The 18,067-nt window shown below is 70.2% G+C and carries 22 protein-coding genes; 15 read left to right on the top strand and 7 right to left on the bottom strand.

Going from position 1 to position 18,067, the window contains the following annotated elements:
- The first annotated feature begins 1 nt into the window (after position 1).
- Genes AAF430_16960 through AAF430_16980 form a run of 5 tightly spaced genes read left to right on the top strand, consistent with a single transcriptional unit; the run spans position 2 to position 5,184 of the window.
- Positions 2 to 703 carry an HAD-IA family hydrolase gene (locus AAF430_16960; GenBank protein MEM7411922.1) on the top strand — a complete coding sequence of 234 codons (702 nt, stop codon included), beginning with the start codon at positions 2 to 4 and terminating at the stop codon, positions 701 to 703.
- Positions 700 to 2,142: a metalloprotease TldD gene (gene tldD / locus AAF430_16965; protein ID MEM7411923.1), complete on the top strand. Its 1,443-nt coding sequence runs from the start codon at positions 700 to 702 to the stop codon at positions 2,140 to 2,142. Before AAF430_16960 ends, tldD begins: the two co-directional genes overlap by 4 nt.
- On the top strand, positions 2,139 to 3,503 hold the full coding sequence (locus tag AAF430_16970; GenBank protein MEM7411924.1) for a TldD/PmbA family protein: 1,365 nt from the start codon (positions 2,139 to 2,141) through the stop codon (positions 3,501 to 3,503). Before tldD ends, AAF430_16970 begins: the two co-directional genes overlap by 4 nt.
- Positions 3,500 to 4,372 carry an MBL fold metallo-hydrolase gene (locus tag AAF430_16975; GenBank protein ID MEM7411925.1) on the top strand — a complete coding sequence of 291 codons (873 nt, stop codon included), beginning with the start codon at positions 3,500 to 3,502 and terminating at the stop codon, positions 4,370 to 4,372. Before AAF430_16970 ends, AAF430_16975 begins: the two co-directional genes overlap by 4 nt.
- Positions 4,369 to 5,184 carry a hypothetical protein gene (locus AAF430_16980; protein ID MEM7411926.1) on the top strand — a complete coding sequence of 272 codons (816 nt, stop codon included), beginning with the start codon at positions 4,369 to 4,371 and terminating at the stop codon, positions 5,182 to 5,184. The genes AAF430_16975 and AAF430_16980 overlap by 4 nt, the downstream gene beginning before the upstream one ends.
- Here the strand turns inward: AAF430_16980 and AAF430_16985 are convergent.
- Positions 5,137 to 5,580 (bottom strand): DoxX family protein, encoded by a 444-nt coding sequence (locus AAF430_16985; protein ID MEM7411927.1) that lies wholly within the window; start codon positions 5,578 to 5,580, stop codon positions 5,137 to 5,139. The genes AAF430_16980 and AAF430_16985 overlap by 48 nt on opposite strands.
- 187 nt (positions 5,581 to 5,767) lie before the next feature.
- Between AAF430_16985 and AAF430_16990 the strand changes: the two genes are divergently transcribed.
- Together AAF430_16990 and AAF430_16995 are read left to right on the top strand one after the other, a co-directional pair.
- Complete coding sequence (locus AAF430_16990; protein MEM7411928.1) at positions 5,768 to 7,036, top strand: CoA transferase; 1,269 nt, start codon at positions 5,768 to 5,770, stop codon at positions 7,034 to 7,036.
- Between the two features lie 168 nt (positions 7,037 to 7,204).
- Positions 7,205 to 7,834, top strand: a complete 630-nt coding sequence (locus tag AAF430_16995; protein MEM7411929.1) for a peroxiredoxin — start codon at positions 7,205 to 7,207, stop codon at positions 7,832 to 7,834.
- Positions 7,835 to 7,916: 82 nt separating this feature from the next.
- Here the strand turns inward: AAF430_16995 and arsC are convergent, their stop codons facing one another.
- Positions 7,917 to 8,279 (bottom strand): arsenate reductase (glutaredoxin), encoded by a 363-nt coding sequence (gene arsC / locus AAF430_17000; GenBank protein MEM7411930.1) that lies wholly within the window; start codon positions 8,277 to 8,279, stop codon positions 7,917 to 7,919.
- Between the two features lie 159 nt (positions 8,280 to 8,438).
- Here arsC and AAF430_17005 point away from each other — a divergent pair, with 159 nt between their 5' ends.
- From AAF430_17005 to AAF430_17015, 3 genes are all read left to right on the top strand, one after another.
- A complete protein-coding gene (locus AAF430_17005) occupies positions 8,439 to 9,761 on the top strand; it encodes an ammonium transporter (GenBank protein MEM7411931.1) in 1,323 nt (440 codons plus the stop codon).
- Positions 9,762 to 9,829: 68 nt separating this feature from the next.
- Positions 9,830 to 10,270, top strand: coding sequence for an alternative ribosome rescue aminoacyl-tRNA hydrolase ArfB (arfB, locus tag AAF430_17010; protein MEM7411932.1), 441 nt, complete (start codon positions 9,830 to 9,832; stop codon positions 10,268 to 10,270).
- The gene (locus tag AAF430_17015) at positions 10,267 to 10,923 is read left to right on the top strand and encodes a 4'-phosphopantetheinyl transferase superfamily protein (protein MEM7411933.1); all 657 of its coding nucleotides are present in this window, start codon (positions 10,267 to 10,269) and stop codon (positions 10,921 to 10,923) included. The genes arfB and AAF430_17015 overlap by 4 nt, the downstream gene beginning before the upstream one ends.
- On the opposite strand, the gene AAF430_17020 is transcribed toward AAF430_17015, so the two are convergent.
- Genes AAF430_17020 through AAF430_17040 form a run of 5 tightly spaced genes read right to left on the bottom strand, consistent with a single transcriptional unit; the run spans position 10,917 to position 14,415 of the window.
- The gene (locus AAF430_17020; protein MEM7411934.1) at positions 10,917 to 11,270 is read right to left on the bottom strand and encodes a DUF2203 family protein; all 354 of its coding nucleotides are present in this window, start codon (positions 11,268 to 11,270) and stop codon (positions 10,917 to 10,919) included. The two genes, AAF430_17015 and AAF430_17020, sit on opposite strands and share 7 nt — an antisense overlap.
- Positions 11,267 to 12,214 (bottom strand): MlaD family protein, encoded by a 948-nt coding sequence (locus tag AAF430_17025; protein ID MEM7411935.1) that lies wholly within the window; start codon positions 12,212 to 12,214, stop codon positions 11,267 to 11,269. Before AAF430_17025 ends, AAF430_17020 begins: the two co-directional genes overlap by 4 nt.
- The gene (locus tag AAF430_17030) at positions 12,207 to 12,986 is read right to left on the bottom strand and encodes an ABC transporter ATP-binding protein (protein MEM7411936.1); all 780 of its coding nucleotides are present in this window, start codon (positions 12,984 to 12,986) and stop codon (positions 12,207 to 12,209) included. The genes AAF430_17025 and AAF430_17030 overlap by 8 nt, the downstream gene beginning before the upstream one ends.
- Positions 12,983 to 13,798, bottom strand: a complete 816-nt coding sequence (locus AAF430_17035; GenBank protein ID MEM7411937.1) for an ABC transporter permease — start codon at positions 13,796 to 13,798, stop codon at positions 12,983 to 12,985. Before AAF430_17035 ends, AAF430_17030 begins: the two co-directional genes overlap by 4 nt.
- The gene (locus AAF430_17040) at positions 13,795 to 14,415 is read right to left on the bottom strand and encodes a hypothetical protein (GenBank protein ID MEM7411938.1); all 621 of its coding nucleotides are present in this window, start codon (positions 14,413 to 14,415) and stop codon (positions 13,795 to 13,797) included. Before AAF430_17040 ends, AAF430_17035 begins: the two co-directional genes overlap by 4 nt.
- 118 nt (positions 14,416 to 14,533) lie before the next feature.
- On the opposite strand from AAF430_17040, the gene AAF430_17045 reads away from it, so the two are divergent.
- The 5 genes from AAF430_17045 to AAF430_17065 all read left to right on the top strand — a co-directional run bounded on the left by AAF430_17045 (position 14,534) and on the right by AAF430_17065 (position 18,044).
- The gene (locus AAF430_17045; protein ID MEM7411939.1) at positions 14,534 to 15,157 is read left to right on the top strand and encodes a Maf family protein; all 624 of its coding nucleotides are present in this window, start codon (positions 14,534 to 14,536) and stop codon (positions 15,155 to 15,157) included.
- Complete coding sequence (locus AAF430_17050; GenBank protein ID MEM7411940.1) at positions 15,154 to 15,864, top strand: YggS family pyridoxal phosphate-dependent enzyme; 711 nt, start codon at positions 15,154 to 15,156, stop codon at positions 15,862 to 15,864. Before AAF430_17045 ends, AAF430_17050 begins: the two co-directional genes overlap by 4 nt.
- A gap of 43 nt (positions 15,865 to 15,907) precedes the next feature.
- Positions 15,908 to 16,738 (top strand): pyrroline-5-carboxylate reductase, encoded by an 831-nt coding sequence (proC, locus tag AAF430_17055; GenBank protein MEM7411941.1) that lies wholly within the window; start codon positions 15,908 to 15,910, stop codon positions 16,736 to 16,738.
- Positions 16,739 to 16,930: 192 nt separating this feature from the next.
- On the top strand, positions 16,931 to 17,461 hold the full coding sequence (locus AAF430_17060) for a DivIVA domain-containing protein (GenBank protein ID MEM7411942.1): 531 nt from the start codon (positions 16,931 to 16,933) through the stop codon (positions 17,459 to 17,461).
- Between the two features lie 241 nt (positions 17,462 to 17,702).
- The gene (locus AAF430_17065) at positions 17,703 to 18,044 is read left to right on the top strand and encodes a zinc ribbon domain-containing protein (GenBank protein ID MEM7411943.1); all 342 of its coding nucleotides are present in this window, start codon (positions 17,703 to 17,705) and stop codon (positions 18,042 to 18,044) included.
- Positions 18,045 to 18,067: the final 23 nt, after the last annotated feature.

Below are 18,067 nucleotides of genomic sequence, written 5' to 3' on the forward strand. Positions count from 1 at the left end.
GGTGCTCCAGGCCGTCCTCTTCGATGCGACCGGCACTCTGATCGCCCCGCGCGAGCCCATCGGAGAGGTGTACGCCCGAGAGGCCGCGCGCCAGGGCGTCGAGATCTCGGCGTGGCGACTCGACGACGCGTTTCGCCGGGTGTGGCGGCAAGGCGCGACGCTGATCTTCCCCGACGCGTCCGCCGCAGAACGCCCCGCCCTCGAGCGCGCGGCCTGGCGCGACATCGTCCGACGCACCTTTCTCGCGGCCGACTCGGACCGACGCCTCCCCGACTTCGAGGAGAGCTTCACCACCCTCTTCGCTCACTACGCGCGCGCCGAGGCGTGGGCACTGCGCGGCGGGACGCGCGAGGCCCTCGAAGCGCTCCGGCGGTACGGCCTCCGGCTCGGCGTCGTCTCGAACTTCGACCACCGCCTCCCCGGCATCCTCGACGGACTCGGCGTCCGCGAGCACTTCGCTTCCGTGGTGCTCGCCGGCGACGTCGGCGCCGAGAAACCCGACCCGGCGATCTTCGAGCGCGCCCTCGCCGAGCTGGATGTGCCGGCCTCCGAGGCCCTCTTCGTCGGCGATGATGCGGAGAAGGACCTCGCCGGTGCGCAGCGCGCCGGACTGCGAGCGCTCGACGTCGGGTCGCTTGCTACGCTCGCGGAGCTTCCGGACCGGCTTCGAACCGGGTTCCCTTCTGCACAGGAGAATGCATGAGCCAGCCGCCGCCGCCGCGGGACTTCTTTCGGGACCGCTTTGGCTTGGACGATCGCAGCCTGACGGCGGCCCTCGACGCCACTCTCGAACGGGAGGTCGACTACGCCGATCTCTTCTTCGAGTACACCACCCAGGATTCGGTGGTCCTCGAAGAGGGCATCGTCAAGAACGGCGATCGGCACCTCGAACAGGGCGTCGGCGTCCGCGCACAGAAGGGCGAGCGCCAGGGCTACGCGCACAGCGACGAGGTCACCGTCGAGTCGTTGCGGCTGGCCGCGGAAACCGCGCGCGCGATCTCGAGCAACTCGGCACGCGGCGGCAGCGCCGCACTCGCGCCTAGTGGCGCCGGTCGCGGCCTCTACCCGGTCGCGCAGACACCGACGGACGTTCCCGTCGGCGAGAAGATCCAACTCGTCGAGTCCATCGACCGGTACGCGCGTGCCCGCGACCCGCGCATCATCGAGGTGATGGCGAGCTGCGTCTCCCAGGACCGCCAGGTGATGGTGGTCGGCAGCGACGGCACGGTGGCGGCCGACTTCCGGCCGCTCGTCCGGCTCAACGTCCAGGTGATCGCGAAGGACGGAGAGCGACGTGAGGTGGGCTACCAGGGCTGCGGCGGTCGCACCGGTTTCGACGCCCTCGCCGACCCGGAACGCTGGCAGTCCCTGGTGGACGAAGCCGTGCGCGTCGCCCTCACGAACCTCGAAGCCGAGCCCTGCCCGGCCGGCAGCATGACCGTCGTCCTCGGGCCCGGCTGGCCCGGCATCCTGCTCCACGAGGCGATCGGCCACGGCCTCGAAGGCGACTTCAACCGCAAGGGCACCTCGGCCTTCTCGGGTCGGATCGGCGAGCGGGTCGCGGCGCCCGGCGTCACCGTCGTCGATGACGGCACCCTCGAAGCGCGCCGCGGCTCGATCAACGTGGACGACGAGGGCACGCCCAGCCAGCGGACGGTCCTCATCGAAGACGGCATCCTGCGCGGCTACCTGCAGGATCGCCTCAACGCGGGGCTGATGGGCATGGCGCCCACCGGCAACGGCCGGCGCGAGAGCTACGCCCACCTGCCGATGCCCCGTATGACCAACACCTTCATGCTGGCCGGCGAGGACGACCCGGAGGAGATCCTGCGCTCGGTCGACCGCGGCCTCTACGCAGTGAACTTCGGCGGCGGCCAGGTCGACATCACGAGCGGCAAGTTCGTGTTCTCGGCGAGTGAGGCCTACAAGATCGAGGGCGGACGGCTCGGCGCACCGGTGAAGGGCGCCACGCTGATCGGCAACGGTCCGGACGTCTTGACGCGCGTGTCGAGGATCGGGCACGACCTCGCGCTCGACCGCGGCGTCGGGACCTGCGGCAAGGACGGCCAGTCGGTGCCCGTGGGCGTCGGCCTTCCGACCCTGCGGGTCGACGATCTCACCGTCGGAGGCACCGAAGGATGAGCCAGCTCCAGGACGCAGCGCGGGCCGCCCTCGAGGCGGCGCTGAACGCCGGGGCGGACGCGGCGGATACCGTGGTCGTGCTCTCGGACTCGCTCGAGACGCGCGTCCGTGGCGAAGAAGTCGACTTCGTGAAGCAGGCGCGTGAGCGCACTCTCGGCATTCGCGCACTGGTTCGCGGCGAGGGCGGCATGCGCTCCGCCATCACCTCCACCAGTGATCTCGGCGACGAGGCCGTCGCCAAGATGGCGAAGGAAGCCGCGCTGCTGGCGCAGGCCACCGCCGTGGATCCGGCGGCTGGTTTGCCCGAGGGCGGCTTTGCCGATGCGAACACCCTGCCCGACCTCGGACTCGTCGACCCCGCCGATCGCGGCGTCACGGCCGATGCCCGCATCGCCGACGCCCAGCGCGCCGAGACGGCGGCGCGCAGTGCCGACGCGCGGATCACCAACTCGGAAGGATCGCAAGCATCCTCCGACTTCAACGAAATCGTCTACGCGAACAGCGAGGGTTTTCTCGGTTCGTACGAGAGCGCCTACCACGGTCTCTTCGCCGAGCCCCTCGCCCAGGACGACGCGGGCATGCAGCGCGACTACTGGATGACCGTCGGCCGCCGGCTCGCCGATCTCGACGCGCCCGAGTCCGTCGGGCGCGAAGCCGCGGATCGCGCACTGCGCCGGCTCGGCGCGCGCCCGGTCCCCACCTGTGAAGCCCCGGTCATCTTCGACCCCCGCACCGCAGCGAGCCTGTGGGGCCAGCTCGCCGGCCTGGTGAGCGGCTACGCCGTCTACCGCGGCACCACCTTCCTGGCCGAGAAGCTCGGTGAGCAAATCGGCTTCGAGGGGCTCGACCTCGTCGACGACGGCCTGCGGCCCGGCGGGCTCGGCAGTCGCCCCTTCGACGGCGAGGGCCTGCCGGCCCGACGCACGCCGATCCTCGAAAGCGGGCGCCTGTCTTCATGGCTCCTCGACAGCTACTCGGCGCGCAAGCTCGGGCTCGCATCGACGGGGAACGCCACGCGTTCGGCGGGCAGCGCCCCGGGCGTCGGCGCCGCGAACCTGGGCCTCGAGCCGGGCAACGCCTCGCTCGAAGATCTGATCGCCGACACGCCGCGCGGGCTGCTCGTGACCGAATTGATCGGGATGGGCTTCAACCCCGTCAACGGCGACTACTCGCGGGGGGCCGCGGGGATGTGGATCGAGAACGGCAAGCTCACGCATCCCGTCGAAGAGATCACCATCGCCGGCAACTTCGGCGACATGCTGCGGGACATCGATGCGATCGGGAGCGACCTCTTGTGGCTCTCCCGGATCGGCTCGCCCAGCGTGCGCGTCGCGCGCATGACGATCGCGGGGGATTCATGAGCCAGACACCCGCCACCATGGAAGGGCTCTCGCTGCCCGACATCGATCGCTGGTCCGATCGGGTCACGGTCGCTCTCGGACAGAACCCCAACATGTTCACCGGTCCGGGCACCAACACCTACCTGGTGGGCACCGGGTCCGAGCGCATCCTGATCGACACGGGCTCGGGCGTCGCCGAATACCTCCCGGTGCTCGAGCGCGCCCTGGCCGATTGCGGTTGTCGCATCCAGGAGATCGTCCTCACCCACGGGCATCCGGATCACATCGGCGGCGTTGCAGACGTGCATCAGAGTCACGGCGCGCTGCGCGTCTCGAAGCGACCGCACGACGGCTTCGACGCGCCCTACGACTTCGCGATCACGGCGATCGACGACGGCGACGTGGTCGAGACCGAAGGCGCGACCCTGCGCGCCCTCCACACGCCAGGCCACGCCGAGGACCACCTGTGCTTCGTGCTCGAGGAGGAGCGTTCCCTCTTCAGCGGCGACAACGTGCTCGGCGTCGGAACGACCGTGATTCCCTCCCAGGGCGGCGACCTGCTCGACTACATGCAGTCGCTCGAGCGGCTGCTCGGCGAGGGGCCCACCGCGATCTACCCGGCCCACGGACCGAAGATCCCGGACGGCGTCGCCAAGGTGCGCGAGTACATCGACCATCGGAATCAACGCGAGGACCAGATCCTCGACGCGATGGCAGCCGGTCTCGACGACATCCCGGCGATCGTGGCGCGGGTGTACGCCGCCTACCCGGAAGCGTTCCATGTGCCGGCGCGAAGTTCGGTGGCGTCCCACCTGTTGAAGCTGGAGCGGGAGGGTCGGGTCTCGCGCGAAGGCGACGACCCGCTCGCCGCCCGCTGGACCCAGGTGTGAGCCACCCGGTTCTGGCCGGCCTCGCAAGCGAAGACGCCGCCGCGCGCGCGGCTGCCTGTGACGCCGCACGCCAGGACCCCGCCGCGATCCTCTTCGTCGATGCGCTGGTCGCGACCCTCAGCGACCCCGACCGCCGGGTGTGCCGCGCGGCGAGCGCAGCCCTCGTCGAGATCGGTCGCGATGACGATCAGGTCTTGAGCCGGCTACGGACCGTGATCCACGACTCCGCCCCGGCCGCGCGATTGGAGGCCGCCTGGGTGTGGGCGCGTCTCGAACCGCCGCCGATCCAGCTGCTGCCCCCGATCGTCACGGCCCTCGACACGGCCCGCGGCGATCGTCGCTGGCGCGCCGCGCGTCTGCTCGTCGAGTTGGGACGCCTCCACGCCGAGGTGCTGCCGGTGGTGGAATCCCTGCTCGGCCCCGAGCACCCGCCGCGGGTACGGCGGATCGCGCTCACCGCGCTGCGCGCCCTGGCCCCGGCCGCGCCCGCCACGCTGGAACGCACACTCGAAGCCAGCCGCGACCCGGATGCGGGGCTGCGGCGTCTCGCCCTCGCCACACTTCCCGCGCTGGCCGGGCCCGCCGAGGCGCCGGAGAGCCTCTGGCTGCGCTGCCTCGAAGGCGCCGAGCACGAGGCCGACGCCACGACGCGCCGGGCCGCGAGCCGCGCCCTCGACGCCCTGGGTGCGCCACCCGCCCACCTGCACGAGCGCGTCGCGCGAGTGCGGCGCGCGAACGCGCAGGAGCGGCCCGCCTCGACGAGGCTAAGGGAAGAGGAGAGCGTCCACGGAGAGGGCGCCTGGGCCGAGTAGCAGGATCGCGAAGCAGATCAGCGCGAGGTTGATCGTGTACTCGGCGCCCGGCGGATCGTTGGTGATCAGATAGCCCGCACCGCGGTGACCGACGATGCCCGCGACGGCCATCGTGACGATCAAGAGCAGACACGCCGGCCGGGTGAGGAAGCCCAGCGCCAACGCAGTGCCGCCGCCGATCTCGGAGAGCATCGCCATCCGCGCCTGCACCGGCGCCATCGGAACGCCGAGGCTCGCCAACCATTCGGTGAACCCCTGCAAGTTGCCCGTCCCGACGATCCCGAGCTTACCGAGCCCGTGCACCACGAAGCAGACGCCGATGCCGACGCGCGTCACGAAGAGCGCCACGTCGTAGAGGGTTTCGGTGCTTCCCACCAGCCAGCTGCCCCAGTCCATCGGGTTCTCCTTCGCGCGACGCGCCGGTCCCGAGACCGGGCATGGCATTCTGCGCGTCGCTGGCCTGCCCGAGCAGGCCATACTGACGCGCGATCACCGATAGCACAGGCCTTCCGGGAGGACCGACCGGTCTTCCGTAAGGACGCCATGGCCTTTCCGGAGCACCCGGTGCTTTCTGGAGGACTGAATGGACAAGGAGCAGTTCTTTCGCGACGCACGTCGCGATGGCGAAGGCCCCATCGCGGGGTTGCGCGTCCTCGAAGCGACGACGACCTGGGCCGGGCCGATGTGCGGTTGCCTGCTCGCCGACTTCGGTGCGGACGTCATCAAGGTCGAACATCCCGACGGCGAGATCGCGCGCCGCTCCCCGCCCTTCCTGCCCGGAACCGATCCCCCGCTCTCGTTCATGCACGAGACCCTCAACCGGAACAAGCGCAGCCTCGCCCTCGACCTCCACGAGGCGGAAGGCCGCGCCGTCTTCCTGCGCCTGGCCGAACGCTCGGACGTCGTCATCGAGAACTTCCGACCCGGCACGGCCGACGCCTGGGGGATCGGCTACGACGCCGTTCGCGCGGTGCGTCCCGACGTCGTGTACGTCTCGATCTCGGGGTTCGGACAGTGGGGACCCGACCACGACCGCGTGGGCTACGACCCTCTGGCTCAGGCGGCGAGCGGCTTCCTCTCCCTCAACGGTTCCCCGGACGGCGAACCCGTGAAGTCGCCGACCTTCCTGGCCGACGATCTCGCCGGGGTGCACGGTGCCCTGGCCGCGCTCGCAGCCCTGCGCCACCGCGACCGCACCGGCGAGGGGCAACACATCGACGTCTCGCTCCTCGATGCGCTCCTCTTCCAGTCGACCGGGTATCTCACCCTGGGCGCGCTCGACGCGCCCCTGCCCCGCCTCGGCAATCAGTTTCGTGTGGCCGCCCCGGCGAACACCTACCGCTGTCGCGACGGAAGCGTGATGGCCGGCGTGTTGCTCGACAGCCACTGGCGCAAGCTCAGTGAAGTGATCGGGCGACCCGAGCTCGGCCGCGATCCCCGCTTCGCGACGGCAACCGAACGCATCGCCCGACGCGAAGAGGTCGACGGGTTGCTCGCGTCGTTTGCAGCCGAGCGGAGCGTCGCCGAGTTCGTCGCCGCCCTCCGCGAAGCCAGCGTGCCGGCCGCAGCGGTCCGCAGCTACGCCGAGGCAGCCCGTGACCCGCATGTGATCGACCGCGAGATGCTCCAGGAGGTCCCGCGTCCCGACGGCGCCCGGGTTCCGGTGACCGGACCCGCCGCGAAGTTCTCTCGCACCCCGGTGCGGGTGCGTCGGCCCGCGTCGCCCCTCGGCGGGGAGACCCGCGAGGTCCTGAAAGAATTGGGCTTTTCCCAGTCCGAGATCGCCGCGTTGCACGAGAACGCCACCGTCGCGTCGGCGCCGCCGGGCCCACTTCCCGACGCGGGCGATTGACCCTCTATTCCAGCGGGGTAAAGTTCACCGCTTCGCATCCGCAGCCGCGGTTGCCGAGGGAAGTCCCCGCGAATGCACCGATTTTTCGGTGCCCAATGTGCAGGGGACGGCCCACGGGAGCGGCATGCTGCGGATGAAATCGACAGCGAAGCCGCGGCTTCCAACCCAATGAGGAAACCCGTGACGGAGACCATCCAAGTCGGGAGCGAAGTCCCCGACTTCACCCTGACGACCTACGAGCCCAAGACGGGCGATTTCGGCGAGGTGAGCCTCGCGGACCTGAAGTCGAGCGGGAAGTGGACGATCCTCTTCTTCTACCCCGCCGACTTCACCTTCGTCTGAGCGACTGAATTCGCGGCCCTGGCAGGGCTGCAAGATCGCTTCGAGAAGATGGGCGCACGGTTGATCACCGTGAGCTGCGACACGCACTTCACCCACCTCGCGTGGCACACCGTCGAGAAGGAGCTCAAGGACGTCCAGTTCACGATGGGCTCGGACAAGACCGGCGAGCTCGCGCGGGCCTTCGGCATCTACCTGGAAGACGCGGGCCTCGCGCTGCGCGGCACCTACGTGATCGCCCCGGACGGCAAGCTCCTGTTCTCCGAGGTGAATTTCCTGAACGTCGGCCGCAACGTCGACGAGATGATGCGCAAGTTCAAGGCGGCGCTCTACGTCTCCAAGAAGGACGAGGGCATCCCGCCCACCTGGAACGAAGACGGCGACCTCACGCTCAAGCCTTCCGCCAAGATGGTCGGCAAGGTGCACGAGGCGCTCAGCAACGACGGCAACCCGGCCTAGCGCTGCACGTTTCGTCCGAACATCCGCCCCGTCGGGTTCACCGGCGGGGCGGTTTTCGTTTGCGGGTGCGGTGCCGCGCCCGCTAGTCGTCGAGCAGTCCGAGGACGTCTTCCGGTGGACGCCCGACGACCGCGCGCTCCCCGTTCACCAGGATCGGGCGCTCCATCAGGATGGGCTGCTGGGCGATCGCGTCGAGCAGCGCGGCGTCCTCGGAGTCGTCGGAGAGCCCCGCTTCGGCGTAGGCGGATTCGCCACGTCGCACCCAGCCACCCGGGCCGCGTCCGAGACGTGCAGCCAACTCGTCGAGTTCGCTTCGGTCCAGGGGCGTCTCGAGATAGAGCCTCGTGTCGAACGCGACACCTCGCTCCTCGAGCAGGGCCAGCGCGGCACGACTCTTCGAACAGCGCGGGTTGTGAAGCAGCACGGGTCGGTCTTTCGGGAGCATCACACCTCCAAGGGTCGGCGAGTATTCCAGAGAAGCACCGGGGCCGCTGGAGCGTGTCCGACCGGGCTGGTTCGTGCCTTATTCGGCCCCCTTGGGCCCCAATCCTGCTATAAGGCTTCTCCAGCCGCGCCACGCAGGCGCGGGCCCATAGGAGTCCCCATGCCCAGCCCCCGCCGCGCCCTGTCCGTCCTCGCAGCCAGCGTGCTGCCCTGGTGCTTCGCCAGTAGCGCCGCCGCCGAGGGAACCGTCGACACCGGGGACACGGCCTGGATCCTGACCGCCACCGCGCTGGTGCTGTTCATGACGATCCCGGGGCTCTCGCTCTTCTACGGCGGCTTGGTCCGCACCAAGAACGTGCTCTCGGTGCTGATGCAGTGCTTCGTGCTGACGGCGCTGATGACCTTGCTCTGGTTGGCCTACGGCTACAGCATGGCCTTCGACACGACCGGCATGCAGGAAGGCGTGACGAACCTGAATTCGTTCGTGGGCGGGTTCGGCAAGGCGTTCCTCTCGGGTGTCGGGCCGGACTCCGTGTCGGGCACGATTCCCGAGCTGCTCTTCTTCGCCTTCCAGATGACTTTCGCGATCATCACGCCGGCGCTCATCGTGGGCGCCTTCGCCGAGCGGATGAAGTTCTCGGCCATGCTGCTCTTCATGGTCGGCTGGCTGACTTTCGTGTACCTGCCGATCTGCCACATGACCTGGGGCGGCGCGGGTGGCTTCTTCGCCGACTGGGGCGTCTTCGACTTCGCGGGCGGCATCGTCGTCCACATCACGGCGGGCGTCGCCGCGCTCGTGCTGGCCGTTCTGCTCGGCACGCGACGCGGCTGGCCGACGGCCCCGATGATGCCCCACAACCTCACGCTCACCGTCGTCGGGACGGGCATGCTCTGGGTGGGCTGGTACGGCTTCAATGCCGGCAGCGCCCTGGGCGCCGGCGGCAGCGCGGCCATGGCGTTGGTGGTGACCCAGATCTCGGCATCCACGGCCGCCCTCACCTGGATGGGAGTCGAGTGGGCCACGCGCGGGAAGCCCTCGGTGCTCGGCATCGTCACCGGCAGCATCGCGGGGCTCGCCGCGATCACCCCGGCGTCGGGCTTCGTCGGTCCGATCGGCGCGCTCTCCATCGGCCTGGCCTCGGGCCTGGCCTGCTACTGGGCATCGGTGATCCTGAAGTTCAAGCTCGGCTATGACGATTCCCTCGACGTGTTCGGGGTCCACGGAGTGGGCGGTTTCGTCGGCACCATCCTGGTCGCGGTCTTCGCCTCCGAGACCTTCGGCGGGCTCGAAGGCGACCTGGCGATCGGCTCCCAGCTCGGCGTCCAGTTCGGTGCGGCGGTCATCACCGTCGTGTACACCGCGATCGCGTCCTTCGTGCTCGCGAAGATCGTCGACGCAGTCGTCGGTCTGCGCATCGACGACCACAGCGAGGAGCAGGGGCTCGACCTCAGCCAGCACGGCGAGAGCGGCTACAACCTCTAGAGGGCGAGGGCTCCTGGCCCGGGCGCCCGCGCTTGTCGCGGGCGACCGGAGCTGATTGACTCGGTCCCGTGGCGGTCGAAACCGATCTCTGGGTGCGCGGGAACCTCGTGATTCCCGCGGACGAGCTGCGCGAGACGGCGAGCCGTTCGGGCGGACCGGGCGGCCAGCACGTCAACAAGGCGAACACCCGGGTCACCCTGCACTGGTGCCTCGCCGAGAGCCGTGCGCTCTCCGACAGCCAGCGCCGTCGGGTGCTCGCGCGGCTGGGCGATCGCGTCACGCGCGCCGGCAACCTCGTGGTCCACGCGTCCCGACACCGCTCGCGCGCGCGCAACCGCGAGCTCGCCCGGGAGCGCCTGGCCGAGTTGGTGCGCGACGCGCTGCGGACCCAGCGCCGACGCGTCCCGACCCGGGAGAGCGCGGCCTCGAAGCGGCGCACCCTCGAGGCGAAGCGCCGCCGCAGCGATACGAAACGCGGGCGCCGGCGCGTGGAGCGCGACCGGGAGTGATCGAGACACTGCTGCCCGAGGGCGTCGCGTTCGCCGAGTCCGAGATTCCCGACCCGCCCGAGCCGCTCCACCCGGACGAAACGGCGCTCGCCGAAGCCATGGGGCCGCGACGCCGCCCCGAGTTCCACGCCGGGCGCGCCTGCGCGCGACGCGCGCTCGCGCAGCTGGGGGTCCACGATCGTCCGGTCCTGCGCGGTGCCCGCCGGGCTCCCCTGTGGCCGACGGGCTGCGTCGGCGCGATCACCCACACCGACGCCTACTGCGCCGCGGTCGCCGCGCACGATCGCGACTGGGCCGGCGTCGGACTCGACGCCGAGCTGCGCAAGCCCCTCTCGACGCGCGCCCTCGAGCGCATCTGCTCGCCCGAAGAATGTGCCCACCTGCGTGCGCTACCGGGCACCTCCGCCGAGGCCTGGGGCAACGTCGTGTTCTCGGCGAAGGAAAGCCTCTACAAGGCGTACTTCCCCCAGACCGAGGTGTACCTGGGCTTTCGCGACGCCGCCTTGGAGCTCGACCCCGAGCGCGGCCGGTTCGCGATTCGCCTGGTCAACGACGAAGTGCCCGACCTGGCCGGACGGCGCGCCTTCGAAGGGCGCTTTGCGATCGCGACGACGCGCGTCTACACCTTTCTGGCAGCGCCCGCGGCTCACTGAATTCGCGCGCGCGCGTCGTCCTCGTCGTCGTAGCCGCGGAAGTAGGCAATCTCGGGTTCGGGCCAGCGCCAGCAGAAGTAGCCCTCGCCATTGTCGAAGCCCACGCGCCAGGAGCCGTGCACCTCGACGCCGAGCGCCTCCATGGCGCGCGTCCACTTCGCGACGGCCCGGTGCACGTCGTCGTCGAGCTGCTTGCGACCCGACGATCCCGCAGGCAGCTCCGAGCGCCGCGCATCGATCTCACCGATCTGCGTCACCGCCTCGGAGGTATGGCGGCGCACCTCGGCCAGGATCTCGCGCGCGCCAGCGAGACTCCAACAGCGAATGGGAGATTCGTCGTCGGTCACTCGTCCGCTTCGTCGTCGGCGGACATCTGGATCAGCGTGCGCACCACCGTGCTGCGCTGAGCGCCGCCGATGAGCCGCTTCATGTCCTCGTAGAGCGTCGGATCGTTCAGCAGGAGCCCGATCGTGCCCTCGCCGCCGTCCATCTTCGCGAGGATGCTGTTCAGCCTGGAGCCGGCCTGGAGCAGTTCGAAGACGGCGTCCTGCTCGGTGAGCTCTTCGTAGATCAGGCTGTGCAGCAGGCCCTCGCCCTCGGCGATCTCGTTCAGGATGCCTTCGAGCGTGCCGAGCGACGCCTCGATGCTCGCAACGCCGCTGCCCTCGTAGTTGTCGTAGATCAGGCTGTGCAGCAGACCACTGCCTTCCTGGATCTCCTTCACGATGTCGGCCACCGCCACCACCGAGGCCGCCAGGCCCTCGCCGCCGCTGTCGGCTTCGAACTCGGCCACCACCGAGTTCAGGTTGGCCGCGAGCGTGGCGATGTTGTCGAGAGCCTGGGTGCCGGTGTCGATCACCCGGGTGAGATTGGTCGGGTCGACGGTGCGGATCTCGGCGTTGGCCTCGAGGGGCGCCGCGTCGGGCGTCCCGAGCGAGATTTCGACGTAGCGATCGCCCAACAGGCCGATGGTCCCGATCGACGCGTGGGAATCGCCGCGGATCCGGCTCTGCACGACCTCATCGATCTGGAGCACCACCTCGACGCCGGGCGTCCCGTCGTCGCGCACGTCGAGGTTCACGCTCTCGACCCGGCCGACCTGGGTGCCCGCGAGCCAGACGGGCGCGTTCGGCTTCAAGCCGCCGACGTTGTCGTAGTAGCCGACGAGGCGGTAGCGCTCGACGAACACGCCCTGCTGGGACGAGAGCGAGAACACCGCCAGGGCCAGGGCCGCCAGCGACGCCATCACGAAGGCTCCCACGATCAGGGGCAAGCGGTTCTGGTCAGGCAAGGAGGCGTCCTCCCTCGAGTTCGTCGGTGTCGCGCACGCCGTCGAGGAAGGCGCGCACGTCGGGGTGGCTGGAGCTCTGCATCTCGTCGGCGGTGCCCTGGGCGGCGATCTCGCCGTCCTTGAGCAGCGCGACGTGGTCCGAGACTTCGAAGCAGAGCTCGAGTTCGTGGGTGACGACCACCGAGGTCACCTGAAGCTCGCGCTGGAGATTCGCGATCAGCTCGCCGATGCGGCGCTGGTTCGCCGGGTCGAGACCGGTGGTCGGCTCGTCGTAGAGGATCACCTTCGGCTCGAGGGCGATTCCGCGGGCCACGCCCACGCGCTTGCGCATGCCACCGGAGAGCTCGGCGGGCATCTTCGCCTCGATCCCGGATAGCCCCACGGCGGCCAGCGAATCCCGCACCCGTTCGGCAATGCGCGTCTCGGACCAGTCCCGATGCTCCCGCAGCGGGTAGGCCACGTTCTCGTAGACCGAGAGCGAGTCGAAGAGTGCGGCGCTCTGGAAGATCATCGAGACCGACGTCCGTACGTCGATCAGATGATGTTCGGGCAGCTCGGTGATGTCGGTTCCGAGCACGGTCACCCGGCCTCGATCGGGTCGCAGCAGCCCGATCATGTGCTTGAGGCACACCGACTTCCCGCTCCCCGATCCGCCCAGGATCGTGAACGTTTCGCCGGCGCGAACCTGCAGGTCGACGCCGCGCAGCACGGGCTGCCCGCGAAAGGCCTTGTGGACGTCCGACAACTCGATCAGCACCTCGCCGGACGTCACAGGATCACCATCAGCTGGGTCATGAAGTAGTCGCTGACCAGCACCCCGATCGAGGCGATCACCACCGCGCGCGTGGTGGAGCGCCCCACGCCCACGGTACCCCCGGTGGTCTGGAGCGCGGCGAAGCAGCCCACCATCGCGATCAGCCAACCGAAGACGAAGGTCTTCGCGATCCCCGAGAAGAGGTCAGCGACCGTCACCGTGTTGATGATCGTCTGCATGTAGAAGTTCGGATCGATCCCGAACTGGCTCCACGCGAGGATCAGCCCGCCGACGGCGCCGAGCACGTCGGCCATGGCCGTGAGCAGGGGCAGCGCGAAGGTGGCGGCGAGCACCCGGGGCAAGACGAGCTTCTGCACCGGATCGGCGCCCATCGAACGGATCGCGTCGACCTGCTCGGTCACCTGCATCGCGCCGATCTCGGCGGTGATGCCCGCGCCGACCCGACCGCCGACCATCAGCGCCGTGAGCACCGGCCCGAGTTCGCGCGCGAGCGAGAGTCCCACCACGCTGCCCACGTAGGGCTTCGCGCCGAAGCGCGTGAGGGCGATCCCGGTCTGGAGCGCCAGTACCATCCCGGTGAAGAGCGCCGTGATCAGGACGATGGTCGTCGAACGCGCGCCGATCGCGTCGAGCTGACGCAGGCATTCCTTGCCCGGGAACCCGGGCCGCAGCAGCGCCCGTCCCGTGTGGGCAGTGAGCAGCGCGAACTCGCCGAAGGACTCGACGGTCTCGAGCACCCAGACACCGAGGCGATCGAGCCACGTCGGGCGAGGCGGCGCCGCCAGGTCCGGAAGCGTTTCCTGGCTCAAGATCCCCCCTCCGCGACACCCACGCTCGGTACCTCGAGGCTTCGCCACCAGGCGTCGAAGGTCGGTTCCGCCTCTTCGAACCCAGCCCCGTCGCGCGCCGTCAGCACCCAGTCATAAGCGCAGCGGTCGCCGACCAACGTCACGGTCTTCACCCGCACGACGGCGCCATCCTGGGTGACGTCGAACACCTGCTGCCAGCCGGGAAGCGGACTCGCCTCGACGGCTTCGTTCTGTCGCACGACGTGCTCGGGCACGCCGATCCGGAGGTGCCGGGCCAACAACTCGGGCTCGGCGAGGGGCACCCCACAACGCGATGAGAGCGTCATGCGGACCGGTGGCTGGGAGGCGGCGGCTTCGCGCCGGTACGCGAGCACGCTGCCGTCGACCCGCACCCGCTTCCAGGTCGCGTCGGCCGCCGGGGGCGCGCCCACGCGATAGCCATGGCGTTCGTGGAGGAAGCCCTCGGGCGTCTCGCGCAGCGGGCCGCTGCAGCTGAGCCCCAGCGCGCCCGCTAGAGCCACCGATGCCAGGACGACCGTCCGGCTACGACGCCACGAGGGGCGACGCAGGACGAAGAACGAGGCTCGCTGGCAACGCGCGCGCCGGTCCCGGCTCATCAGAGGTCCAGGCTACCGGATTCCGCTTCTGGGTGGCAGCGTTGCGCGATCGTTCGCGCGCGAAGCGCACGGTCGCCGTCGGGTGGCAGCCGGCCGATCCCACTCCATACTGGCGCGCGTGAGCGACTCGCCCTCCTCCGCCGACGCGCGCCCGAGCGACGACACGCTCGTCCTGGCGAGCCGTTCGCCGCGACGTCACCAGCTCCTCGCCGAAGCCGGCATCGCCTTCGAAGCCTTGCCCGTCGACCTCGACGAGACCCCCGTGCCCGGCGAGGGCGCCGAGGCCACCGTGATTCGACTGGCCCGCGAGAAGGCCCAGGCGGGCGCCGAGCGCGTCGCGCCGGGCCGCCTGGTGCTCGGCTCGGACACGGGCGTGATCCTCGACGATCGGCTGTTCGGGAAGCCCACCGACGCCGCGGACGCCGTGCGCCTGCTCGAGACCCTGCTCGGCCGCACCCATCGGGTCACGACCGCGGTCGCGCTTGCCGAGAGTGGCAGCGGCAGGGTGTGGAGCTGCGCCGTGTCCACCGAGGTCACGATGCGCGCAGCGCCCCGCGACGAAGTCGAGGCCTACGTCGCCACCGGGGAACCGATGGACAAGGCCGGTGGCTACGGGTTCCAGGGCGAAGGACGGCGCTTCGTCACCCGCATCGAAGGCAGCGCCACGAACGTGATCGGGCTCCCCCTCGACGAGACCCGCGCGCTCCTCGAACGGGCCGCACGCGAGCGCGGCTCCCGGTGAATCCGGTCGCCCAGCGACTGGGGGAGCTGCGCGAGCGCGTGCACGCCGCGGCCCAGCGCGCCGGCCGCAAGGCCGACGCGGTGCGCCTGCTCGGCGTGGCGAAGCGCATCGCCGACGACGCCATCGTCGAGAGCGTCGCCGCCGGTCTCGGCGATGTCGCCGAGAACTACGTGCAGGAGGCCGTCGGGCGTCGCGCACACTTCGAGCAGGCCTTCGCCGAGCACGCGCTCGACCCGCCCGAGTGGCACTTCATCGGCCGCCTGCAGAGCAACAAGGCGAAGTCCGTGGTGGGGGCGTTCACGTGGCTCCACACCCTGGATCGGGCTTCTCTGGGAACGGCGCTGGAGAAGCACTGCGCCGCCCAGGACGTCCGGCTGCGCGTCCTCGTGCAGGTGAACACGAGCGGCGAGGCCCAGAAGGGCGGCGTCGCGCCAGACGCCCTCGAACCCCTGCTCGCGGAGAGCGAAGCGTGGCCCCATCTCGATGTCGCGGGTCTGATGACCCTGCCAGCACCGGCCCCCGATCCCGAGGACGTGCGACCCGCCTTCGCCCAGCTGCGTGAACTCCGCGATCACTGGCAGGCCACGCTGCCGAGCCTGCGCGAACTCTCGATGGGCATGTCGGGCGACTTCGTGGTGGCCGTCGAAGAAGGCGCCACGCTGGTGCGGCTGGGCACCGCGCTCTACGGGGCGCGCCCCCCGGCCTGACGCGACCGGGGAATCCCCGGGCGATGGGATAGCCTTCGCCCCCATGGAAGCGACTTCACTCGCCGACCAGCGAATCGGATTCCTCGGGGCCGGCGCCATGGCGGAAGCCCTGGCGGCCGGACTGCTCGAAGCCGGCGTCGCGGCCGACGCGCTGCGCATGGCCGACCCGGACCCGCTCCGACGCAAGCACCTCCAGACCACGCTCGGGATCGAGGTGGACGCCGACAACCCCGCCCTGCTCGACGCCAGCGACATCGTCGTGGTGGCCGTGAAGCCGCAGGTCGTGGGCCCGGTGCTCCAGGCCCTCGCCGACCGTCCCGAACGGACGCGCCCGCTGTGGATCTCGCTCGCGGCGGGAGTCCGCCTGACTCAACTCGAGGAGCTGTTGGGGGACGGTGCGCGGGTGGTGCGCGCCATGCCGAACACGCCCGCGCTGGTGCGGGCCGGCGCCACCGCGATCGCCCCCAACGCCGCCACCACCGCCGAGGACCGGCGTCGCGCCGAGGCCTTCTTCGGCTGCGTCGGACGCTGCTGGACCGCGCCCAACGAAGGCCTGCTCGACGCGGTGACGGGCCTTTCAGGCAGCGGACCGGCCTATGTCTTCGTCTTCCTCGAGGCGCTGGGCGACGCGGGCGTCCGGATGGGACTGCCCCGCGACGCCGCCTACGAGCTCGCCTTCCAGACCGTGCTGGGCGCCGCGAAGCTCGCCCTCGAAGACGGACGCCACCCGGCCGCACTGAAGGACCAGGTGACCTCGCCCGGCGGCACCACCATCGCCGGCGTCGAACGACTCGAAGCCGGCGGTTTCCGGGCGGCGATCCACGACGCGGTGGAGGCCGCGACCCGGCGCTCGCGGGAGCTGGCCGGCGACTAGCCAGGGCCACGCGCGGCTCGCGCTTCCGGGACGGGAAGTTCCAACGAGATCGGATACTTCCACCCCACCCCGAAAGCGTCGCCGCAGGCCTGCGCCTGCCGCCGGAAGAAGCCCGGTTGCCGCCTCAAGATGGGGCGCGCCGGCGTCGATTCACCGGGTGAGATCCATTTCAGGGTCCACCGGGAGGCCCGCGTGCGCATCACGCCGCTCGACGTCCGCAACCATGTCTTTCCGCGCAGCTGGTCGGGATACGACCGCGACGAAGTCGACAGCTTCCTGCGCATCGTGTCGGGCGACTACGAAGCCACCCTGCGCGAACTCCAGCTCGCCCGTGAAGAGGTGGGCCGGCTCGAGCAGCGCGTCCAGGAGCTGATGGCCAACGAGACCCTGCTCAAGGAAACCCTGACGACCGCCCAGCACCTCAGCGAGGACCTCAAGCAGACGGCGATGAAAGAGGCCGAAATGCTCGTGAGCGAGGCGGAAATTCAGGGCGAGAAGGTCCTCGACGCCGCCCATCGCCGGGCCGCCCGACTCGCCGAGGAGCTCCGCGAGATGAAGCTGCTGCGCTCGCGCGTGGCCGCCTCGCTGCGGGCCACCCTGGAACACCACCTCGAGGTCATCGATCACTTGACCGCCGACCCGGAAGCCAGCGATCCGGCAATCGAAGGCCGGGTCGAATCGCTGCTCGCCAACCGGGACCGGCAGGGCTCCACGGGCAGCTAGCCCGAGCACGCGCCCTCCCCTCCAGGCCCCCACCCGGGCCCTTCTCGCGCGGATCCCGCCCCAACGCCGGGCCCGATGTGCGCCCGCTGGCGGCCTCGCGGCGCCCTCAGTAGCCTCGGGCGCACACGATTTCGCGCCGCCACCGGCCCCCCGTCCCTGGCCCTTCCGCACCGCCGAAGCTCTCGGAATGCCGGAAGGCCCGGGATGCCGGAGAGCAGGCGCTGCCGCGAGGGCCTCGACCATGCCGATCTACGAGTACGCCTGCGACAACTGCGGGCACGAGTTCGAGGTCGAGCAGCGCATGAGCGACGACCCGGTCAAGAAGTGCCCGGTGTGCGAGGCCCTGAAGGTCAAGCGACTGATCTCCAAAACCTCGTTCGTCCTGAAGGGCGGCGGCTGGTACTCCGACCTCTACTCCTCCCAGAAGCCCGGCGAGGACAAGAAGGAAGCGAAGGGCGACAGCGACAGCTCGAGCTCCGACACGAAGAAGTCCGACAAGAAGTCGGACAAGAAGTCATCGGGCGACAAGCCGGACAAGGGCAAGTCGAAGGCGAAGAGCAAGGGGAAGGGCAAGGCGGCCTAGCCGCCCGCGACGACGTCCTCCCC

Source organism: Myxococcota bacterium, from assembly GCA_039030075.1.
Classification (GTDB): Bacteria; Myxococcota_A; UBA9160; order UBA9160; family SMWR01; genus JAHEJV01.

Coding starts and splice junctions, on each gene's coding strand:
- AAF430_17065 (MEM7411943.1), top strand. CDS start 17,703: ATGCCGATCTACGAGTACGCCTGCGACAACTGCGGGCACGAGTTCGAG.
- proC (MEM7411941.1), top strand. CDS start 15,908: ATGGAAGCGACTTCACTCGCCGACCAGCGAATCGGATTCCTCGGGGCC.
- AAF430_16975 (MEM7411925.1), top strand. CDS start 3,500: ATGAGCCAGACACCCGCCACCATGGAAGGGCTCTCGCTGCCCGACATC.
- AAF430_16970 (MEM7411924.1), top strand. CDS start 2,139: ATGAGCCAGCTCCAGGACGCAGCGCGGGCCGCCCTCGAGGCGGCGCTG.
- AAF430_16985 (MEM7411927.1), bottom strand. CDS start 5,580: ATGGACTGGGGCAGCTGGCTGGTGGGAAGCACCGAAACCCTCTACGAC.
- tldD (MEM7411923.1), top strand. CDS start 700: ATGAGCCAGCCGCCGCCGCCGCGGGACTTCTTTCGGGACCGCTTTGGC.
- AAF430_16990 (MEM7411928.1), top strand. CDS start 5,768: ATGGACAAGGAGCAGTTCTTTCGCGACGCACGTCGCGATGGCGAAGGC.
- AAF430_17005 (MEM7411931.1), top strand. CDS start 8,439: ATGCCCAGCCCCCGCCGCGCCCTGTCCGTCCTCGCAGCCAGCGTGCTG.
- AAF430_17040 (MEM7411938.1), bottom strand. CDS start 14,415: ATGAGCCGGGACCGGCGCGCGCGTTGCCAGCGAGCCTCGTTCTTCGTC.
- arsC (MEM7411930.1), bottom strand. CDS start 8,279: ATGCTCCCGAAAGACCGACCCGTGCTGCTTCACAACCCGCGCTGTTCG.